Source organism: Blautia sp. HCP3S3_B11, assembly GCF_052064435.1.
Taxonomy (GTDB): domain Bacteria; phylum Bacillota; class Clostridia; order Lachnospirales; family Lachnospiraceae; genus Blautia_A.
Genome location: NZ_JBQHVP010000020.1, coordinates 34,278 through 53,911 on the forward strand (window position 1 = coordinate 34,278; position 19,634 = coordinate 53,911).

The following is a 19,634-nucleotide window of genomic DNA, read 5'->3' on the forward strand; positions in this document are numbered from 1 at the left end:
AAATCCCATAACCAAAGATGATTTGCAATAGCTTTTGACTCGTAACTGTAAAATACTAAACAGTTATATTTTAATTCAGATTATCACTAATTACCTGCCAGATACCGCTATTTTCAAATCCAAGTTTCCATGCAGAAACTCCTGCAAGATTGTATTTCGACACAAGCTTAACCTTCTCCGCGATTGACTGAGAATCCTCAATCCAGATCTGATAGGTAGAATTATCAATATCATATTTTCCATAATTCTGAGATGTCGTCTTATCCCAATAGGTTTCCACATTATTCTCAGAAATCACCTGCTGCGCCTGATCCATACCAATTGCCTCACTGGTTACATTTCCGCCAGTAGTTCTCCACAATCTGGTATAGAACGGTACTGCATTGATCACACGCTCTGCCGGAACTTCTGCCAGAGTATCCTGAATTCCCTGTTCTACCCATGGAAGAGATGCGACAGAGCCCGCTTCAGATCCCACATAATGTTCATCATATCCCATAATGATCACGTAATCGACAACTCTTCCCTGTTCAGCGCGGTCATAATGACTGGTGAAATCTTCCGGAACCGGATTATCCACAGAAAGGACCAGATTATTCTTATGACATTCTATCGAAAGTTCTCTCAGGAACTCCAGAAAATGAATTCCAACATCTTCGCTGAGAGACTCGAAGTCCACATTGATGCCATCCATTCCCACACTTGTCGCAGCCTGAATCAGCTGACTGATAATATTCTGTCTTGCCGCAGTATTTGAAAGTGTCTCTGTCGTACTTACTTCCTGCGTAAAGTTATCGATCAGCCCCCAGACTTTAAGTCCTTTCTCATGAGCCTGTGCTACGTAATCTGCACTTGATATGTTTGCAATATTTCCAGATGTATCAAGCAGATAGAACCATGTCGGTGAAATTACGTTTACACCTGTCATATTTGCTGTTGCATCTGCAAAGTAAGCATTTGCATCCGTAGAAGTAACCTGATGCCATACCATATTGACCTTTCCATCCATTGTCAGGTATGAATACTGTTCTCTGTCAAAATTTCTGTCGAAAGTTGTCTCCGATGCTTTACCGACATTCTTCTTATCTATATAGCCAATATATCCATCATCTGTGGCTACCTGATCCCAGTTATCCAGTTCCTCAATAAGTCGAAGCTGTGCCCCTTTCTTTACCGAAGTGACGACCGGTGATTTAATTCCTCCGCGGTAACGTATACTTGTATTCTTTTTAACTGGAACAGTCTTTATATTATCAAACTGATACTGTATGGCAATTCTGTATGGCTCCTTACTGATATACGCATCGATATCTGTATACTGCTGTATATAGGTAAGATTCAGATATACCGTATCGTCCTTCAGCCATACCTGGTCACCTGACTCAGATGATGCAGCTACCGTGGTAAGCTCTGATGGAGTTGCATAAAGTACCTGCTGATTCGCAGAATCCCAGTAGTATCTCTGATTCAGATATGTATTGACTACATTCAGAGGCAGATAAACTCTGTCTCCGTCTACCAGACCGCGCTCATCCAGTTTCTCAGTTCCCAGAACTATTGCGATCTCGCCATCTGCCATTTCTCCATAATACTCATTTAAATCCATCTTCTCACCTGATGGGATATACTTCACCACTACATGGCTGACAATTCCAAGTACTGCAACGAGAATGACCAATACCACAACTGCAACTATTGGTTTATATTTTTTATCCATATTTTTCTTCCTTTCGGTGTGATGTTGCTTCTGGTATTAGTATATCATAAATTATTACAATTGTATTGCGAAAAAACATTTTTCATAATTTTTTAGATTATTTAAGATTTCTATGTTTTATGCTGCCCGAAGGCATTATGGACACGGGGGACTTGTCCGGAATCTGTTCGGGCAGCTTTTTCTTTTGTTATTTGTTTTTGACGAAATCAAAATCTACACGAGCGATCCGTCCTTTTTCATCTTCTACGTAATCCCGCATATAGCCACCACCTTCTGCAATCTGACAGGCTTTTGCAATCAATTTGGGGTTACTTGGTGTACCATCAAGGTACAAAGGGATTCCCTGTTCAAAGTAACTCTCAAGTTCTTTTTTCAGTGGTTTACGCAGGACCTTTTTTGTTGCCCGTGATATATTTTCCGTAAGCTTACCTCCTCTCCTTTAAAAATAAGATTTTAGAAAGCACCTCATCGGCTGTTGAAAAAACAATATCCCTGCTGTACTTATCTTATCCTGGGAATTTACCTGTACATTGTCACGGCAGGAACGCCGTATGAATAATCGACAATGAGGTTTTGAAATAAATAGATTACTGTTGCTCAGTAATGTAAGTAAATCATTAGAGTTAATGTTTCAGAGTTACTGGTTTCTTCGTTCTCAGTAACATTTCAAATCTTCGTTTATACGAACCGCAGATTTATTGTTTCTTCTTTTTTTATTATACATGTTTTTTGTTTTGACGCAAGAGTTTTTCTGCATTTATGTAATTTTTACCGTTTTGTTTCCAAAAATTTAATATTTATGCAGATTACTCATCTTTACATTTCGCAGCTCTCTGTTATATAATATAGTGTATAAAATTATATGCTATCAGGGTCAAAAGATTAGAAAGTTGTTCGTGCCTGCACGATAAGACTTTTGAACTTGGGAGCCGCCAAACATGAGGGACTCGTAGTAAATCTGTGGATTCCGAATGTTTGAGAATTGCGGGAGCTGCTTTGCAGCGGAGCAATTCGTAGATAGCAAATTAGAATCAAAAAAACTTTTGATTCTAACTTACCCTTATATATGTAATTTTGCAACGCTATTTAGGATAGGATGTGACAACATGAAGATAGAAAAAATCAATGACAACCAGATACGCTGCACCTTAACAAGAGAAGACCTTGAGAGTCATCAGATCCGTATCAGTGAATTAGCCTATGGTACTGATAAAGCCAAAAAGCTTTTTCGCGACATGATGCAACAGGCGCAGATACAGTTTGGTTTTGAAGCAGATAATATTCCATTAATGATCGAAGCAATTCCGGTAAGCACTGAGAGTATCATCCTGATCATCACCAAAGTAGAAGATCCGGAAGAACTGGATACACGCTTTTCCAAATTTGCGCCATTTAAAGGAAATGAGAAGTCAGATACTGTTCAGCTTGACGGAGCTGACAATATCATCGATATTTTCCAGAAACTTTATGAGGCAAAGGTAAAAAGTTCCCAGGCAAAAGAGAAGAATGCGTCTCAGGGTAACACTGCCGGCGAGAAAGATGATACTCAGGTTCCTGATGTAAATCTTATCCGCCTTTACGAGTTCGGTACACTGGATGATGTAATCGCCGCAGCACATGGACTGAACGGCTATTTCTCAGGTGCTAACACGCTCTATAAGGATCCTGCTGATGAGATTTATAAGCTGGTTGTTCACCAGTCCTCTCTCTCCCCGGAAGACTTTAACAGGGTATGCAATATTCTTACGGAATATGGACGTGGAAGAGCTTTCACAGCTTCAGGTGAAGCATACCTGACAGAACATGGAGAACTTATCTCAGCCTCCGCACTTCAGCAATTAGTGCAGTTATAAGAAATTTTCACAAAAAATGGGATGTCCTGAAATTAATCAGAACATCCCATTTATTACATATTGCTTTAATCAGCCAGCTGATTATTCTCCAAGAAAATCATTGATCTGGTTAACAAGTACATCTGCATCCAGTCCATGAACCATAGCTGCTTCTTCGAGAGATTCCATCTGAGAAGACGGGCATCCAAGGCAGTGCATTCCTGCTCTCATAAGAATTGGTGCGATATTCGCATCTACTTGAAGAAGCTGACCGATCAGCATATCTTTTGTCACTTTAGCCATTGTAAATTTCCTCCTTAATTTTTATTCAGCATTATCGTTTCCATATCCTCTGTCCCGCATTCATCCTGCAAACTCAAGGCATACGTACACTTACTATAGCTTCTGATATTATAATACTATTTTACTCTGGAATCAACCGCAAACGCCTAATTTTATTATCTTTCTTCCCTGAAATATGGAAGTCCCAGCGCGGCAGGCGGCTGATGTTCTTTCTTCTTTCGGAAACTTGTAAATATCAGCACAATGATTGTTACCACATATGGCAATGCCTTAAATACTTCCTGCATGCTTCGTCCCAGTCCCGGAATATACAGATACAGGATATAAAGTGCTCCAAACAGGAATGCTCCCCAGATTGCATTTAATGGTTTCCAAAGTGCAAAGATTACAAGCGCAACTGCAAGCCATCCACGATCTCCAAATCCATTATCTGTCCAGGTACCACCTGAATATTCCATTACGAAATAAAGTCCGCCAAGTCCTGCCAGTCCTGCCCCGATACAGGTAGACAGATATTTATACTTAATAACATTGATACCTGCCGCATCTGCAGTTCCCGGATTCTCACCGATTGCACGAAGGCTTAAACCGGCTCTGGTCTTAAACAGGAAATATGACAATACAACTGCTGCAATGATACATAAATATGTCAGGAATCCATAATTAAAGAAAATCCCTCCGATGACCGGTATCTTAGATAAACCAGGGATTTTCGCCGTATAAGCGCTTCCCGTTACTTTTACGGAAATCTGTCCTACACCACCTGCAAGTTTGGAAATAGAACCACCAAAGAAGTTACCAAATCCTGTACCAAAGATGGTAAGGGCAAGACCTGTTACATTCTGATTTACACGAAGTGTAATAGTCAGAATACTATAGATCAGACCACCGATAGTCGCACACGCAAATGCACATAAAAACGATATTAAAACACCGATAAGTGCATTTGGATTCGGATTGTCTTTCTCATAAAGAAATGCTCCCATCAGACCTGAAATGCCGCCCATATACATAATTCCCGGAATACCCAGATTAAGGTTACCGGATTTCTCTGTCATAATTTCGCCAAGCGCACCATACAGAATACAGATGCCCTGGACAATTGCTTTTTGAATAAAAATTATCAGTACACTCATTGCATCTACCTCCTATTTCTTTGCACGCTTTACTCTGTAATTGATAAAGAATTCTGCACCAATCAGGAAAAACAAAATGATTCCCAGAAGAACATCTGAAGCATTCTCATTCAGACCATACTGAGTTGCAATCTGCACAGCCCCCTGATCCATAAATACGATGCCAAAAGAAACCGCAACCATGATAAATGTGTTAAATTTTGAAAGCCATGCAACGATGATAGCGGTAAAACCTCTGCCACCTGCAGTTGCAGTAGAAATTGTATGGCTTGCACCACTTACGATAACAAAACCTGCGATACCACAGATCGCACCGGAAATAGCCATTGTACGGACAATAACTTTTTTCACCTGAATACCTGCATATCTGGCTGTATTCTCGCTCTCACCAACTACTGCGATCTCATAACCCTGTTTGCAATACTTCAGATAAATAAACATTCCTACTGTCAGAACCAGAACGATCACAACATTCCAGCCATATTTCTGTCCAAAAAGTTCCGGAAGCCATCCGGCCTTTGTAGCCTGATTGATAATGCCGACTGTGTTGGAACCTTTCGGATTTTCCCAGAATACGATGCAATATGTAATAACCTGCATGGAAACATAGTTTAACATCAGAGTAAATAAAGTTTCATTTGTGTTCCAATGTGCCTTAAATACTGCCGGGATCATTCCCCAGATCATTCCGCCAAGTGCACTTGCCGCAAACATTACGATCAAAAGTAATCCTGTCGGCATTTTGTCCCCAGCATAAATCATAACAGCTGCTGAGCAAGCTCCACCGATCAGAATCTGGCCTTCCGCACCGATATTCCAGAATTTCATTTTAAATGCAGGTGCAAGTCCAATGGAAATACACAACAGAACCATTGTGTCTCGTATCGTCTGCCATAGACGACGTTCTGAGCCCATGGCACCATCCCAGATTGCTTTATAAACATCTACCGGATTCATCTTTACCAGTGCAACGATCACCGCACCGCATACAATCAGGGCCAGAAGCAATGCAATAAAGCGGATCAGAAGACGCTCCTGCCATCCGGCTTTATTTCTTCTTTTACTTACCTGTAAGAGAGGTTCTTTCTTCATGCCTGCGTCCCTCCTTTTTCATGTTTCGTCATAAGAAGTCCGATTCCTTCTTTTGTCGCAGTTCTTCCATCTGCGATTCCGCTGATCTTACCTCCACAGAACACTGCGATTCTGTCACACAGTTCAAGAACTACATCCAGATCCTCGATTACACAGACTACTGCAACACCTTTTTCTTTCTGTTCATTTAACAGTCTGTAAATAACATGAGAAGTGTTGACATCCACGCCTCGTGTCGGGAACGCTACCAGAAGAACCTTCGGATTCTGAGCAATTTCTCTTCCCACCAAAACCTTCTGGACATTTCCTCCTGACATCTGACGGACAGGTGCTGAGATACTTGGAGTCATAACCTCAAGCTGCTCCTTGATCTTCAAAGCCAGAGCTTTCGGACCTTTTCGATCCAGGAAAGGACCTTTTCCATTTCGGTAGCTTCGAAGCATCATATTATCAGTCATATCCATATCGCCCACAAGTCCCATACCGATACGGTCTTCCGGTACAAAGGCAAGGCTGATTCCTGCTTTATTGATAGAAATGGAGTCCATTCCGGCAAGTTCCATGCCCTTTCCATTATCGTCAAGCAGGATGATGGAACCACTCTCCAGCTCCTGAAGTCCTGCGATCGCCTCCAGAAATTCTTTCTGTCCGCTTCCGGAAATTCCGGCGATACCAAGAATCTCACCTGTATTTACAGTAAGATCAATGTCATCAAGCGTTTTCACATTGTCTTTATCTTTGCAATTCAGCCCCTTAATGATCAGTCTCGGTTTCACATTCTCTGGCTCAGGACGGTCGATATTCAGGTCTACTCTGCCTCCTACCATCATCTCTGACAGGATCTGTGCATTTGCCTGTGCTGTTTCTACCGTATCTATATATTTTCCTTTTCTTAGAATCGCAACGCGGTCAGATAAAGCCAGCACTTCCTGCAGCTTATGTGTAATGATCATAATGGAACAGCCGTCTTTACGCATATTTCTCAGAATATCAAATAACCGGTCAGCTTCCTGAGGTGTCAGAACCGCAGTCGGCTCATCAAGAATCAGGATTCTTGCCCCACGATATAACATCTTTATGATCTCAACTGTCTGCTTCTGGGATACAGACATTTCGTAAATCTTCTGGGAAAGGTCCAGTTCAAATCCATATTTATCTACCAGTTTCTGGATATCTTCTGTGATCTTCTTCATATCCAGTTTCCCTTTCCCGGGAAGTCCCAGAACAATATTCTCGGCTGCTGTCAGTACATCTACCAGTTTGAAATGCTGATGCACCATACCAATTCCCAGTTCGTAGGAATCTTTTGGCGAGCGGATCGTTACTTCTTTTCCATTTACGAAGATATGTCCTTCGTCCGGATAATAAATTCCATAAATCATATTCATCAGAGTAGTCTTACCGCTTCCATTCTCTCCGAGGATGGCAAGAATCTCTGATTTTCTCAGTGTGAGATTCACATGGTCGTTTGCCTGTACTGAACCGAAACGCTTGGAAATATCTCTAAGTTCAAGTGCATAGTTTTCTCCCACTATCGTTCCCTCCTTTTATCTGTTCATACAAAAAAGCGGAGCTGCCGACAAGCAGCTCCGCCAGTTTCATTCTTTATTCTGTGATAGATGTGATTCCGTCGATTGCAATGTCGAATGCCGGTGCTGAACCATATTCAGATTCATGGAAATATCCGTCAGAAATATATTCTGTTCCGTCTTTCTCATATGTATCAAGTTCTTTACCGTCTACTGTAAATGTAGAAGTGTCAAATACATGAAGAGAACCATCACTGATCGCGTCTTCTACTTCTTTTACTTTCTCTTCTGTGCCTTCAGCTACAGCTTTATCATTGAGAGATGTGATCTTATCTGCGCCTTCTGCAAATCCTTTGCACCAGTCAGTGTCAATAGCTGTTCCATCGATCATGCACTGTACTGCATATGTGTAATATACACCCCAGTCCATAGATGCGGAAGTAAGTGCTGTATTCGGAGCAACAGATGTCATATCAATGTTATAACCAACGCAAGGAACGCCGGCTGCCTCACATGCTGTAGGAGCACCTGTTGTATCTGCGTGCTGGCTGATAAGTACGCAGCCATCAGAAATTAAAGCATCTGCGCATTCTTTTTCAAGGTCAAAGCTTGCCCAGCTGTTTGTATATTTTACTTCCATTGTTGCAGACGGGCATACGCTCTTTGCGCCAAGATAGAAAGAAGTATATCCGGAAATAACCTCTGCATAAGGGAATGCACCTACGTAACCGATCTTACATGCATCCTCTTTTACAGTGCCGTCTTCGATCATCTGATTGAGTTTCAGACCTGCCACTACACCGGATACATAACGTGCTTCATAGATGTTTGTAAAGTAGTTATGCATATTGGAAAGTCCGCTGGATGCTGCCTGAGTTCCTGTCGCATGACAGAACTGTATGTCCGGATACTCTCCTGCTGCTTCCAGGATATAAGTTTCATGTCCAAAGCTGTTTGCAAAAATAATCTGGCATCCCTGGTCTGCAAGGTCTGCTGCTGCATCGTAGCATCCTTCATCTTCACCGATCAGAGTTTTCTCAATAACCTGAGAATCATCAAGACCAAGATTTTCTACCATCTCATCGATTCCAGCCATGTGAGCTGCTGTATAGCCTTCGTTCTCATCACCGATATAAATCGCACCAATCTTGAGATCTTCTTTTGCGATTCCGGCACCACTTTCGCTGTCATCACTCGCAAATACCGGTGCACTCATAGAAACTGCCATTACTGCTGCAAGTCCAATTGCCAATGCTTTTTTCATTCTTCTTCCTCCATTCTCTCTACTGTTTTCTGACTTCTTGTTACAGACTGCTATCCGTCTCACAGTCAGCAGTCCTTACGGAACAAAAGAGGCACAACTTTCTATGTCATGCCTCTTTGCAACTACCTTTACTATACCTTTCTATTTTTAAATTGTCAATAAATTTAGAAAAAACGCATTATTTTTTTGACAGTCTTATTTTTTTTGTATGTTCATAACCTATTTTTCAAAACTTTTCCTATAGCGATTTCAGAAAATAATGCAAATAAGACAGTCCTTCAAAGCACAAAAGACGTGAAAAAAACGCAGTCTCAAAGTAAACACAATCTAACTTGATATTATTTTATAATGTATCTGATTTTATACTTGTAATTCCGACAAAGATATATTAAAATGAGTTCAGAACCCCAATAGGGGCACTAAAACGTTATTATAATAAGGAGGATTATAATTATGGCATATGTAATTTCAGATGAATGTGTAAGCTGTGGAACATGTGAAAGTGAATGTCCTGCAGAAGCTATCTCTCAGGGAGATGAGCATTATGTAATCGACGCTGATGCTTGCTTAGATTGTGGAACATGCGCTGATGCCTGTCCAACAGAAGCTATTCATCCAGCAGAATAATTTATGAATTTAAAAACAGCTTCATTTCTGTTCAATTAGAAATGAAGCTGTTTTTTATTTATTATCTTCTTTTTTCTGTTCCTGCAGATTTCTTTCACTAGTACAGCGAAAATTAAGTTTCTGCTATATTGACGCAGGATGATTTCTTCAGCTGCAAGGCGGAGGAATGAGGCGTAGCGGTGGCTACGGCGATTGACGACAACGCCGCAGATGAAAAATCAGACAAGTCAATATAGCAGTTACTTAATATTCGCTGTACTATTTCAAGTATTTCAATATCTCTCCCAAAATAATTTTTAAAGGTGTCTTTTTCCCTTTTTTTTATTTCCTCTATTCTTTTTCTCCAGCGTAACTGCTGCTTCCTTTCTTGCAAGCTGACGATTGCGTATCGCCTCATCCAGATCTCGGCACTGGTCTTCTCCTTCTTTTTTCATATGTAATTCCTGCGTGATCAGGTGCTCCAGGATTTTCTGAAATTCCAGAAGTTTTTCTCTCTCAGGCTGCTCATCTTCCAGGAGTTTCACTTTACTGTCTGTGCTTCCGGGAGCTGTCCTTGAAATTCTGGGAACCAGTTCTTTAATCGCACGTAAAGCAAGTCCTCTCTTCTTAAGTTCCTTTATATTAGCCAGAAGCGTAATATCATTTCCGGTGTAGTAACGATGTCCCTGCTCGTTTCTGCAGATCCTCAGTTCCAGTTCTTCCTCCCAGTATCGGAGAACTGATGCCCTCACGCCGAGGATTTCCGCTGCCTGTGTCACAGTATACCGTTGCTCCATGCTATCCCTCCTGTCTGCTGACTTGCCGTTTAGATCATAAACCTGATTTGATTAAACAGCAAAGTCTCTCACACTTTATTATAAAAATCCTTATAATGAATTGCAAGAAAATCCCATTGACAAATTCTTCTCCAAATTGTCTCTCAATACCAAAACAGGACGATTGCTCCCGGCATTCGCCTTCTGCATTCGTCCTGTATATTTCTTATTTCACAACTATTCAGAATCCTTTCCTTTGCAATCCAAAACTTCTCGCAAAATAATAGAGTACTGAACAGTAATTTTATTTCTTCATATTTACAAACTGTGTATATCTCGGCAGCCATACCAGTTCAACGGTTCCGATCGGGCCATTTCTCTGCTTTGCAATGATAATCTCCGCGATATCTTTCTTCTCTGTATCTTTATGATAATAGTCATCTCGGTAGATAAACATTACCACATCGGCATCCTGCTCAATGGCTCCTGACTCTCGAAGATCAGAAAGCATCGGTCTGTGATCCGGACGCTGTTCTACCGCACGGCTAAGCTGCGATAATGCGATTACCGGCACACTCAACTCTCTTGCAAGAGCTTTCAGTGAACGGGAAATATCTGAGATCTCCTGCTGACGGGAATCACTTTTACCGCTTCCGCTCATCAGCTGCAGGTAGTCGATCATAATGATCCCAAGATTATGTTCCAGCTTATATTTACGGCATTTGGATCGCATTTCTGCGATAGAGATACCTGGTGTATCGTCAATGATCAGATTCGATTTACCAATAATATCTGCACCTTCTACCAGCTTCGTCCAGTCCTCGTCTTTCAGATTACCGGTTCTCATATTCTGGGAATCGACATGTGATTCCATTGCAAGAAGTCGGTTGACAAGCTGTTCCTTTGACATTTCCAGACTGAATATCGCAACTGTGACATCTTTACGAAACGCCATATACTGGGCAATATTCAGAACGAAAGCTGTCTTTCCCATAGAAGGACGTGCTGCGATCAGAACCAGATCTGACGGGTGCATTCCGGAAGTTTTGTAATCCAGATCCACAAAACCTGTCGGGATACCTGTTACAGAACCTTTCAGTTTCGATGCCTTCTCAATGTTATTGATCGCATTGAGGACAACCTGCTGAATCGGCACATATTCCTCATTGTTACGTCTCTGAAGAATGTTAAACAGCTTTTTCTCCGCTTCCTCCAGAATCACTTCTGTATTCTCTTTTTCCAGATAACAGGTATTTGCAATCTCCTCATTTGCCTTGATCAGTCTTCGCAAAACCGCTTTCTCGCTGACAATGTTCGCATAATACTTCACATTGGCAGATGTAGGGACCGCCGAGATCAGATCTCTTACATATTCCATGCTGCTGATATCCGGCGGCAGTTCCTTCTCTTTTAAACGATTTTGAAGGGTCACCAGATCTACCGGTTTCCCTTCATTACATAACTCTACCATCGCATCAAATATGATGCCATACTGTTTCTGATAAAAATCGTCACTGGTAAGTATCTCAGATGCAACAATAATCGCATCTCTGTCCAGGATCATTGAGCCGATTACAGACTGCTCTGCCTCCATGCTGTGGGGGAGTATTCTTTTAATCAGCGCTTCTTCCATTCTTTATCCCTCCGGGGAAAGCCTACGCTTCTTTTACCCATACTTTAAGAGTTCCGGTTACCTTAGGATGTAATTTCACAGGTACCTGTGTCACACCAAGTACACGAATTGGCTCCGGCAGCTGCAGTTTCTTTTTATCAATGTCCAGATTTAACTGTTTCTTTGCAGCTTCTGAAATTTCTTTGGAAGAAACTGAGCCAAATGTTCTTCCGCCTTCTCCTGTTTTCAGGGTAAGGATGACTTCTTTTGTCTCAAGATCTTTGGCAAATGCCTGTGCTGCTTCATAAACTTCTTTGGCAACTTTCTCTTCATTTGCTTTCTGAAGCTTCAGATCATTTAAATTCTTAGGAGTTGCCTCCAGTCCCAGTTTCTTAGGAAGGATCATATTTCTTGCATATCCGTCACTAACGTTTACAATCTGTCCCTTTTTTCCAAGTGCTTTTACGTCTTCAAGTAAGATTACTTTCATTTTATGTTTTCCTCCTGATATTCCTGATCTATGATGTCTTTGAGCATTCTCTCTACTTCATCCGGAGAAGCCTTTACCTGGGCACCGGCAATGTTCATATGACCACCTCCGCCCATCTTTTCCATCATTACCTGTACATTGATCTCGTCAATTGCACGGGCACTGATATAAATTTCATTATTGTACTGTGTCAGTACAAAAGATGCCTTAACTCCTGCAATATTCAGAAGTTCATTGGCAGCCTGCGCACCTACAACTGTAGGGCTGTCCAGATTCTCGCTCGGACATGTAGAAATAGCAAAACAGTTTCTGTAAATATGGGCTGTCCGTACTGCGTCTGCGCGAGCCTGATAAGATTTCAGATCATCTCTCAACAGCTTACGCACTCTCGTCACATCTGCCCCGCTTCTTCTTAAGAATGCAGCTGCTTCAAAAGTACGGACTCCTGCGCGCGTTGTAAAGTTATTTGTATCAATCACAATTCCCGCATAGAGACAATCGGCCTCAATATTGCGGATGCGCAGATCGTCTGAAAAATACTGTAGGATCTCTGCTACCATCTCGCATGCTGATGATGCATAAGGCTCAACATAAGAAAGCACCGCATTCTCGATTACCTCACTGCCACGTCTGTGATGATCCAGTACAACTACTGTCTTTGTCATATACAGCAGTTCTTCGCATTCGGTATAGCTTGGTCTGTTCGTATCAACTACAACTACTACCGTATTATTATCTATAAGGTCTTTTGCCTGCGCGCTGTCCACAAACATAGATGGCTCATAATCTGAGTTATTCGTGTATTCCGCAATCAGAGGGCGGATGGATTTTGTCGGATCATTTACTACGATATGAACAGGTTTTCCAAGTGTCTTACCTGCACGGTAAATACCGATTCCGGCACCCAGGGCATCCACGTCTGTAATCTTATGCCCCATAACCACAACGCGATCCTTGGTACTCATAAACTCTTTCAGCGCCTGTGCTTTTACACGTGCCTTCACGCGGGTAGCCTTCTCCATCTGCTGGGTTTTACCGCCATAGTAAGTAATATTGTTTCCGTTCTTGATAACAACCTGATCGCCACCGCGTCCAAGCGCCATCTCTATAGCAATTCGGGAATACTCATAGTTCTGAATATAAGTGGCGGCATTAAGTCCGACACCGATACTCAACGTGATTGCCATCTCATTTCCGATATTAACAGTCTTAACTTCATCCAGAATATGGAATCTCTGCTCTTTCAGAGTATCCAGAGAACTCTGGCGCATGATAAGGAAGTATTTATCCTTCTCAAGCTTCTTTACAAGGCCGTCAAAATTGGAAAAATATTTTGTAATCTTTCGATCGATCAATGCAATCAACAGAGAACGTCTCACGTCTTCCACACTCTCCAGTGCTTCTTCGTAGTTATCCAGATAAGCCAATGCCACAACCAGCTTATTATCTTCGTTCTTCTTGATATACTCTTTCAGTTCTGTATCGTCATACATATACATAGCGATAAGACTGACATTTTTGTCTGTATTCTCCAGTATCTCACTGCCTGCCACGATCTCACCAAGTTCTACCCTCTGCATGGAAACACGGTAAATCTTCTCTCCAAACTGGGTACTGATCTCGCTGATTTCCCTCTTGTCTGCAACCGGCAGCTTATCAGCTGTCACATCCGAAAAAATTGTGCTGATATTTTTCTTATAAAACTGATCCTTTCCGGTAAGTTCTGCAAATACCTTATTTGACCAGATCATTCTGCCATTCATATCCATGATGGCATAGGGCAAAGCCAGTTCCTCCAGAATTCTCTTCTCAAGTAAATCGTACTGATTTGCAAAAGCAATCAGCTCATTTACGATAAAAGGTCTGTGACATCGAAGTACCCCGACCGCAATCCCTACATAAATAAGAATTCCGGCCGATACAACGAGTCCGGCCTTCACGCTGACGCAATATACCAGAATATTAAGTACGATCAATAAAGCTGAGAGAATCAAAGGCCATCTCATAAAAGCTTTCATGTGCCCTTTTAATTTCAGTTTATCATTCATATTTTTCTTTCCGTTTTTCATTCTATTAATTTACCTCTGTACAGCAAATCGCGTGAGTGCAACGTTGCTGTTCACTTCATGCCCGGAAACAGTGTCACTACTCTTTCACGCTGTACAGGAACGTGTTGAAAAACGCCCTTTTGTAGGTATTATAACAGATTTCAACAGGATTTACCATACTAACTGCAAAAACGTTGCAGCCCGCTTCATTTCCAGTAGTTTTCCCGTTCCACCTCAAGGCGGTCCTGCCGGGCTTTTATATCATGGGAAGATTGCAGAATGATTTTCTGTGATACAAAAAACCGCTGTCTCCACAATTTTTACTGTGGAAAACAGCGGTTTTATTATTCATCTTCAGAATTAGTCCTGGATGTATGGCATCATAGACATATGACGTGCTCTCTTGATAGCAACTGTCAGTGCTCTCTGATGTTTTGCACAGTTTCCTGTGATTCTTCTTGGGAGGATTTTTCCTCTTTCAGAAACATATTTTCTTAATTTTGCTACATCCTTGTAGTCAATTTCGTTATTCTCTTTACCACAGAATACACAAACTTTTTTTCTTCTGCGGCCGCCTCTTCTCTTCATTGGAGAGTCTGGTCTTTCGCCTCTATTGTAAGCCATGATTGCTTTCCTCCTATTTTATTCTAACAGTTTGTAATAAGCTCTAATTAAACGGCAGTTCTTCATCAATTCCGTCCGGAATGTTCATAAAGCCGTCTGCACTGGCTGCTCCCGGAGCCGGCATGGATGGTGCAGGTGCTGATGTCTGAGGATGGGAAGCCGCGTAATTGTCGCTGGCTGACTTGCTCTCAGCAAACTCCTGTTCCTCAACTACAACCTCTGTTGTGTAGACCTTCTGGCCATCACGATTGGTGTAGCTGCCTGTCTGGATACGTCCTGAAACAACGATCTTAAGTCCCTGACGATAATACTTCTCAGCAAACTCAGCTGTACGTCCAAAGGATATACAGTTGATGAAATCCGCTGTCGCCTCACCGTCACGACGGAATCTTCTGTCTACTGCCAGTGTATATCTGGCAATCGCCAATGCGTTCTCTCCCGCGGAATATCTCACCTCAGGATCTCTTGTTAAGCGTCCCATTAAAATTACTTTGTTCATGTAAATACCTCTTCGTTTCTGCTGTGAATGGTTGAACGGATCAATTAATGGTGCCTTCTAAATCCACTCTGTATAAGATTATGCGTCTTTTCTTACGACTAAGTATCTTAATACGTTGTCCATGATACGAACGTGTCTTTCAACTTCCGCTGGGCACTGTGCGTCTGCTTCAAACTGAATGAAATAGTAGAAGCCTTCATGCATTTTCTGAATTTCGTAAGCTAATTTCTTCTTACCCCATTCTTCTACTTCTGTGATAGTGCCGTTGTAACGTGTGATGTATCCTTTTGCTTTCTCAACAACTGCATCACGTACTTCGTCTTCAACTTTTGCACTAACAACTAATGCTAACTCGTACTTGTTCATGTCTTGCTTTACCTCCTTATGGTCTGTTGGCCCTTTGCCTGTCAAAGAGCAAGGATATAAAATATATCACGATTGTTGATTCTAACATATTTTTTTGTGTCTGTAAAGTGTTATTTTTCTTTTTTTATCAAATTTTTCGTATTTTTTTCTACCATTTTGCGCGGAACCATGATCTGATGTCCGCATCCGGTACATTTCAGTCGAAAATCTGCGCCTACTCTTAAGATTTCCCAGTCTCTGCTGCCGCAGGGATGGACTTTTTTCAGTGTAACTGTATCACCAACTTCATATAGAAATCCCATAATCTCGCTCCTTGTTTTTCTTCATCTTACATTTTTCTATAAATCATTTTCTAATAATGCCTATGCCACACTACATATGACCGACATTCATAATCTGCCCGAACAGCATAAAAATTCTTCAGATATACCATCTGTTATTAATATGTCAGCAGTGAATCTGCGAAAATACCCGTCCGATTGGCTCCTGGATCAGCAGATCTGCATAACTGTCTCTTGGTGTCGGAGACTTATTGATTACCACCAGATGTTCTCCCCGGAAATAATCGATCAGTCCTGCTGCCGGGTAAACTGCCAGAGAAGTTCCCCCGATGATCAGCACCTGCGCTTCTGAGATTGCCTTCACTGCCTCATTGATTGTCTGATTATCCAGACCTTCTTCATACAATACCACATCCGGCTTAATAATTCCACCACATTCACATCTCGGAACACCTGTGGAAGCTTTCATATGTGCAAAACCATAAAATCTGTGGCACTTCATACAATAATTACGATGTACACTTCCATGAAGTTCCAGGACTTTCTTACTGCCGGCCATCTGATGCAGGTTGTCAATATTCTGGGTAATAACAGCTTTGAGCTTGCCTGCCTGTTCCAGTTCTGCCAGTTTCAGATGTGCCGCATTAGGTTTTGCTGTGTCACAGAGCATCTTGTCTCTGTAGAATTTAAAAAATTCTTCCGGTTTTCTCATAAAGAACGTATGACTTAAGATCGTTTCCGGCGGATAGTCATATTTCTGGTGATAAAGACCGTCCTGGCTTCTGAAATCCGGAATTCCACTCTCTGTAGAAACACCGGCACCGCCAAAGAAAACAATATTGTCATATTTGTCCACAAGTTCCTGTAGTTTCTCAACCTCTCCTGCCATTTTTATTCCTCCTTTATCCCCTGCTGAAATATTTCCTTCTTTATATTTCTACCATATTATACACTCTGATTCCATATAAATTTTTTTCAAATATTCTTTCAAATATTATTCCACATCCAGTGTATCTACGCGTTTACCCTGGACTACATAGCGGGTTGCCTCATTTCCTGTACATGTAGATAACGTAATGATCTTGTCTTTCATATTCAGTCCTTCGGCATCTGTCTTAATTTCCGAATATCCTTTAATCTTCTCCAGATACTTTTCAAATTCTTCGCCAGGTCCCTTAAACAGTGTATAGGTATCACTGTTCACCCCTGTTGTATAAGCTGAGATAATCTCATATCTGTAATTCTTTTCAGGTGTAAAGATCCAGAAATATTTACTCTTCTTATAGGTTTCTTCATTCTGGGAAAATTTCTTCAGCTGCGCAAACATAGAGCCGTTTTTCATATTATGACCATATACGATCGTATTGCAGTCACTGAAATCCCCTTTATTCTCATAGTCTACAAAAATAGTTCCTGCAAAGTTATAGTTCTTCTCATAGGTTCTGTGAAGGTAAGTTTCATTGTCCTTTCCATGCACGATCGGATAATTGATATCCGGCACTGCCTCCACATAAATCCATCCGACAACATCATCATTTACACTCTTAAGTGAGGCAAAATCGATATTCATCGGAGCTTTCAGTTCTCCTGCTGACGGCCCTGCTTCTTCACCGTCCGGATCACGTTCAGTCACTGCCATCTGCGCAATCTCATTATACTCATCTGTTCCTTTTTTATATTCCGTATAGATATGAAACAGATTATATCCCGCATAACAGAATACGCAGATTGCCGCGATCAGAACAACCGTCAGTACAATGTCTCCTGCTGTTTTCTTTTTTTTAGGCTGTTTTTCTGACATGCTTCCTCCATTTCCGCTACAATTCTCAGCTGTAGCTTTGCCTTCATTTTGCCACTGGCACACTGCCTTCATATTGCCTGCATTGCCTCTGCGCAGGCTTTCTGTAAATTTTTTTCTTCTTTATTATATAGAAGCATTTCACTATACTGAAAATACTCCGGGCATCCATTCTCTGCAATAAACGTCGTCATCGTATTATCCGCGGTAATTCCTGTCACTAAAAGCAGCATTTCCTGACTGTCACCAAAACTTTCTTTGATAAATAAAAAGGCATTCTGCAATTCTCTGTGCATTTTCTGCACCAGATTTTCCCTTCGTGCAGCCTCTTCCTCAAAGCATTTACAGATTCGTTTAAACCCATTTTCAGCTGACCTTAAATGCTCTTTCTTTGCAACCAGAATATATTCTCTTAATCTGCGGATCGCTGTCTCCTGAAATTTCTGCTCTCTGAGCGAAATCAGCTCCATTTTTATCTTAACCTGCAGGCTGTTATCCTGTTCCTGCGTAAATTCCTCCAACGCCGAAATCCCCGATGGCAGCTGATCCCGCTCTTTCACATCCTGAGAAATTTTTTTCACATGATTTCTCAGATGCAATAACAGTTCATGCAATACCTCAATCTGATGAGTCACATTCTCATATCTCTCCGCCGTCTCTCTCAATGTTCCCTGTATCAGATTTACAACCGCAAACCGTTCTTCAAAAGTCCCGCCTGCCGCCATCTGCTGCTTCTGCTTTAATTTTTCACTGCTAAGTTCTCCATTCAAAATCGCAGGTATCTGGTAATCCTCTCCATATTTTGTATACAACTGGTAAAATCCTGCAAAATCTCTGGCAGTTTCCTCTTTTTGCAGAAATTCTCCCACCATCTCCGCATTAATCTCAATTTCCAGTTTCTCATAACTCTGGATCAGTCTGGAAAGATCTTCCCATCCTCTGGCCGTCACAAAGAACTTGCCATCGACTGTATTCTCAACATTATAAAATCGTTCCTTTTTCATAGAAAGATAGGAAAGAATTGCCTGATGTACATTCTGTCCTCCGGCATATCGCAACCATACCTCACAGTCCGGCTCTATTACCAGCTTACGAACACGATCCAGGGTAACAATATCAAACTCTCTTACCGATTTATTATACTCCGGAGGATTACCTGCTGCTACCAGAACCCATCCTTCCGGAATCTTATGACTTCCAAAAGTCTTATTCTGAAGAAGTGCCAGCATCGCCGGTGCCAGAGTTTCCGATACGCAGTTGATCTCATCAATAAAAAGGATTCCCTCTTTTTTTCCTGTTTTCTCCATACAGTCATAGACAGAAGCTACGATCTCACTCATCGTATAATCTGTAACCATCATTCCCTTACCGCCATAGTTACGTTTCACGATCTCCGGCAGACCGATGGCACTCTGACGGGTATGATGCGTGATCGTATAGGACACAAGCCCAACCCCGCACTCAGAAGCCGCCTGTTCCATAATAGCAGTCTTACCGATTCCCGGAGGACCGATCAGCAGAATTGGTCTCTGACGTACCAGCGGATAAATATAATATCCATTCTCATCCTTCGCTAAATACGCGCGAAGTGTATTACAGATTTCTTTTTTTGCTTCCTGTATATTCATTTCTGTATATGCTCCCGTCAGTTTCTTCGTCTC

20 protein-coding genes are annotated in these 19,634 nt (G+C 41.6%); 2 read left to right on the forward strand and 18 right to left on the reverse strand.

Going from position 1 to position 19,634, the window contains the following annotated elements:
- Positions 1-70: 70 nt before the first annotated feature.
- The gene (locus ACTNC0_RS14820; protein WP_441087975.1) at positions 71-1,717 is read right to left on the reverse strand and encodes a glycosyl hydrolase family 18 protein; all 1,647 of its coding nucleotides are present in this window, start codon (positions 1,715-1,717) and stop codon (positions 71-73) included.
- Positions 1,718-1,904: 187 nt separating this feature from the next.
- Entirely contained in the window at positions 1,905-2,051 is a 147-nt protein-coding gene (locus ACTNC0_RS14825; protein ID WP_441087976.1) for a hypothetical protein, read from the reverse strand.
- A 772-nt stretch (positions 2,052-2,823) separates the two neighbouring features.
- Here ACTNC0_RS14825 and ACTNC0_RS14830 point away from each other — a divergent pair.
- A complete protein-coding gene (locus tag ACTNC0_RS14830; RefSeq protein WP_441087977.1) occupies positions 2,824-3,570 on the forward strand; it encodes an adaptor protein MecA in 747 nt (248 codons plus the stop codon).
- An 81-nt stretch (positions 3,571-3,651) separates the two neighbouring features.
- On the opposite strand, the gene ACTNC0_RS14835 is transcribed toward ACTNC0_RS14830, so the two are convergent.
- The 5 genes from ACTNC0_RS14835 to ACTNC0_RS14855 form a co-directional block, all read right to left on the reverse strand.
- The gene (locus ACTNC0_RS14835) at positions 3,652-3,852 is read right to left on the reverse strand and encodes a DUF1858 domain-containing protein (protein ID WP_117677081.1); all 201 of its coding nucleotides are present in this window, start codon (positions 3,850-3,852) and stop codon (positions 3,652-3,654) included.
- Positions 3,853-4,007: 155 nt separating this feature from the next.
- A complete protein-coding gene (locus ACTNC0_RS14840) occupies positions 4,008-4,988 on the reverse strand; it encodes an ABC transporter permease (protein WP_441087978.1) in 981 nt (326 codons plus the stop codon).
- A 12-nt stretch (positions 4,989-5,000) separates the two neighbouring features.
- The gene (locus ACTNC0_RS14845; RefSeq protein ID WP_441087979.1) at positions 5,001-6,080 is read right to left on the reverse strand and encodes an ABC transporter permease; all 1,080 of its coding nucleotides are present in this window, start codon (positions 6,078-6,080) and stop codon (positions 5,001-5,003) included.
- Entirely contained in the window at positions 6,077-7,612 is a 1,536-nt protein-coding gene (locus tag ACTNC0_RS14850; protein WP_441087980.1) for an ABC transporter ATP-binding protein, read from the reverse strand. The genes ACTNC0_RS14845 and ACTNC0_RS14850 overlap by 4 nt, the downstream gene beginning before the upstream one ends.
- A gap of 73 nt (positions 7,613-7,685) precedes the next feature.
- Positions 7,686-8,837 carry a BMP family ABC transporter substrate-binding protein gene (locus tag ACTNC0_RS14855; RefSeq protein WP_441088007.1) on the reverse strand — a complete coding sequence of 384 codons (1,152 nt, stop codon included), beginning with the start codon at positions 8,835-8,837 and terminating at the stop codon, positions 7,686-7,688.
- 489 nt (positions 8,838-9,326) lie between these two features.
- On the opposite strand from ACTNC0_RS14855, the gene ACTNC0_RS14860 reads away from it, so the two are divergent.
- Entirely contained in the window at positions 9,327-9,500 is a 174-nt protein-coding gene (locus ACTNC0_RS14860) for a DUF362 domain-containing protein (RefSeq protein ID WP_008707918.1), read from the forward strand.
- Between the two features lie 296 nt (positions 9,501-9,796).
- Here the strand turns inward: ACTNC0_RS14860 and ACTNC0_RS14865 are convergent, their stop codons facing one another.
- The 11 genes from ACTNC0_RS14865 to ACTNC0_RS14915 form a co-directional block, all read right to left on the reverse strand.
- A complete protein-coding gene (locus ACTNC0_RS14865) occupies positions 9,797-10,276 on the reverse strand; it encodes a MerR family transcriptional regulator (protein ID WP_441087981.1) in 480 nt (159 codons plus the stop codon).
- A gap of 283 nt (positions 10,277-10,559) precedes the next feature.
- The gene (dnaB, locus tag ACTNC0_RS14870; protein WP_441087982.1) at positions 10,560-11,888 is read right to left on the reverse strand and encodes a replicative DNA helicase; all 1,329 of its coding nucleotides are present in this window, start codon (positions 11,886-11,888) and stop codon (positions 10,560-10,562) included.
- A 22-nt stretch (positions 11,889-11,910) separates the two neighbouring features.
- On the reverse strand, positions 11,911-12,357 hold the full coding sequence (gene rplI, locus ACTNC0_RS14875; RefSeq protein ID WP_117677089.1) for a 50S ribosomal protein L9: 447 nt from the start codon (positions 12,355-12,357) through the stop codon (positions 11,911-11,913).
- Complete coding sequence (locus ACTNC0_RS14880; protein ID WP_441088008.1) at positions 12,354-14,405, reverse strand: DHH family phosphoesterase; 2,052 nt, start codon at positions 14,403-14,405, stop codon at positions 12,354-12,356. Before ACTNC0_RS14880 ends, rplI begins: the two co-directional genes overlap by 4 nt.
- Positions 14,406-14,765: 360 nt before the next feature.
- Positions 14,766-15,029: a 30S ribosomal protein S18 gene (gene rpsR, locus ACTNC0_RS14885; RefSeq protein WP_008707906.1), complete on the reverse strand. Its 264-nt coding sequence runs from the start codon at positions 15,027-15,029 to the stop codon at positions 14,766-14,768.
- A gap of 43 nt (positions 15,030-15,072) precedes the next feature.
- Entirely contained in the window at positions 15,073-15,528 is a 456-nt protein-coding gene (locus tag ACTNC0_RS14890) for a single-stranded DNA-binding protein (RefSeq protein WP_441087983.1), read from the reverse strand.
- A 78-nt stretch (positions 15,529-15,606) separates the two neighbouring features.
- Positions 15,607-15,894: a 30S ribosomal protein S6 gene (rpsF, locus tag ACTNC0_RS14895; RefSeq protein ID WP_020993443.1), complete on the reverse strand. Its 288-nt coding sequence runs from the start codon at positions 15,892-15,894 to the stop codon at positions 15,607-15,609.
- A gap of 110 nt (positions 15,895-16,004) precedes the next feature.
- Positions 16,005-16,196 carry a DUF951 domain-containing protein gene (locus tag ACTNC0_RS14900; protein ID WP_441087984.1) on the reverse strand — a complete coding sequence of 64 codons (192 nt, stop codon included), beginning with the start codon at positions 16,194-16,196 and terminating at the stop codon, positions 16,005-16,007.
- Between the two features lie 145 nt (positions 16,197-16,341).
- Entirely contained in the window at positions 16,342-17,064 is a 723-nt protein-coding gene (locus ACTNC0_RS14905; protein ID WP_441087985.1) for an NAD-dependent protein deacylase, read from the reverse strand.
- A 105-nt stretch (positions 17,065-17,169) separates the two neighbouring features.
- Complete coding sequence (gene srtB, locus ACTNC0_RS14910; protein WP_117843987.1) at positions 17,170-17,976, reverse strand: class B sortase; 807 nt, start codon at positions 17,974-17,976, stop codon at positions 17,170-17,172.
- Between the two features lie 68 nt (positions 17,977-18,044).
- Positions 18,045-19,601, reverse strand: coding sequence for an AAA family ATPase (locus ACTNC0_RS14915; RefSeq protein WP_441087986.1), 1,557 nt, complete (start codon positions 19,599-19,601; stop codon positions 18,045-18,047).
- Positions 19,602-19,634 lie beyond the last annotated feature (33 nt).

What these genes read in the sequence shown, in the direction of transcription:
- ACTNC0_RS14820 (WP_441087975.1), bottom strand. Translation starts at nt 1,717, where the DNA reads ATGGATAAAAAATATAAACCAATAGTTGCAGTTGTGGTATTGGTCATT.
- ACTNC0_RS14830 (WP_441087977.1), top strand. Translation starts at nt 2,824, where the DNA reads ATGAAGATAGAAAAAATCAATGACAACCAGATACGCTGCACCTTAACA.
- rpsR (WP_008707906.1), bottom strand. Translation starts at nt 15,029, where the DNA reads ATGGCTTACAATAGAGGCGAAAGACCAGACTCTCCAATGAAGAGAAGA.
- ACTNC0_RS14845 (WP_441087979.1), bottom strand. Translation starts at nt 6,080, where the DNA reads ATGAAGAAAGAACCTCTCTTACAGGTAAGTAAAAGAAGAAATAAAGCC.
- ACTNC0_RS14855 (WP_441088007.1), bottom strand. Translation starts at nt 8,837, where the DNA reads ATGGCAGTTTCTATGAGTGCACCGGTATTTGCGAGTGATGACAGCGAA.
- ACTNC0_RS14840 (WP_441087978.1), bottom strand. Translation starts at nt 4,988, where the DNA reads ATGAGTGTACTGATAATTTTTATTCAAAAAGCAATTGTCCAGGGCATC.
- ACTNC0_RS14860 (WP_008707918.1), top strand. Translation starts at nt 9,327, where the DNA reads ATGGCATATGTAATTTCAGATGAATGTGTAAGCTGTGGAACATGTGAA.
- ACTNC0_RS14835 (WP_117677081.1), bottom strand. Translation starts at nt 3,852, where the DNA reads ATGGCTAAAGTGACAAAAGATATGCTGATCGGTCAGCTTCTTCAAGTA.
- ACTNC0_RS14865 (WP_441087981.1), bottom strand. Translation starts at nt 10,276, where the DNA reads ATGGAGCAACGGTATACTGTGACACAGGCAGCGGAAATCCTCGGCGTG.
- ACTNC0_RS14880 (WP_441088008.1), bottom strand. Translation starts at nt 14,405, where the DNA reads ATGAATGATAAACTGAAATTAAAAGGGCACATGAAAGCTTTTATGAGA.
- ACTNC0_RS14915 (WP_441087986.1), bottom strand. Translation starts at nt 19,601, where the DNA reads ATGAATATACAGGAAGCAAAAAAAGAAATCTGTAATACACTTCGCGCG.
- ACTNC0_RS14900 (WP_441087984.1), bottom strand. Translation starts at nt 16,196, where the DNA reads ATGGGATTTCTATATGAAGTTGGTGATACAGTTACACTGAAAAAAGTC.
- dnaB (WP_441087982.1), bottom strand. Translation starts at nt 11,888, where the DNA reads ATGGAAGAAGCGCTGATTAAAAGAATACTCCCCCACAGCATGGAGGCA.
- rpsF (WP_020993443.1), bottom strand. Translation starts at nt 15,894, where the DNA reads ATGAACAAGTACGAGTTAGCATTAGTTGTTAGTGCAAAAGTTGAAGAC.
- ACTNC0_RS14890 (WP_441087983.1), bottom strand. Translation starts at nt 15,528, where the DNA reads ATGAACAAAGTAATTTTAATGGGACGCTTAACAAGAGATCCTGAGGTG.
- rplI (WP_117677089.1), bottom strand. Translation starts at nt 12,357, where the DNA reads ATGAAAGTAATCTTACTTGAAGACGTAAAAGCACTTGGAAAAAAGGGA.
- srtB (WP_117843987.1), bottom strand. Translation starts at nt 17,976, where the DNA reads ATGTCAGAAAAACAGCCTAAAAAAAAGAAAACAGCAGGAGACATTGTA.
- ACTNC0_RS14905 (WP_441087985.1), bottom strand. Translation starts at nt 17,064, where the DNA reads ATGGCAGGAGAGGTTGAGAAACTACAGGAACTTGTGGACAAATATGAC.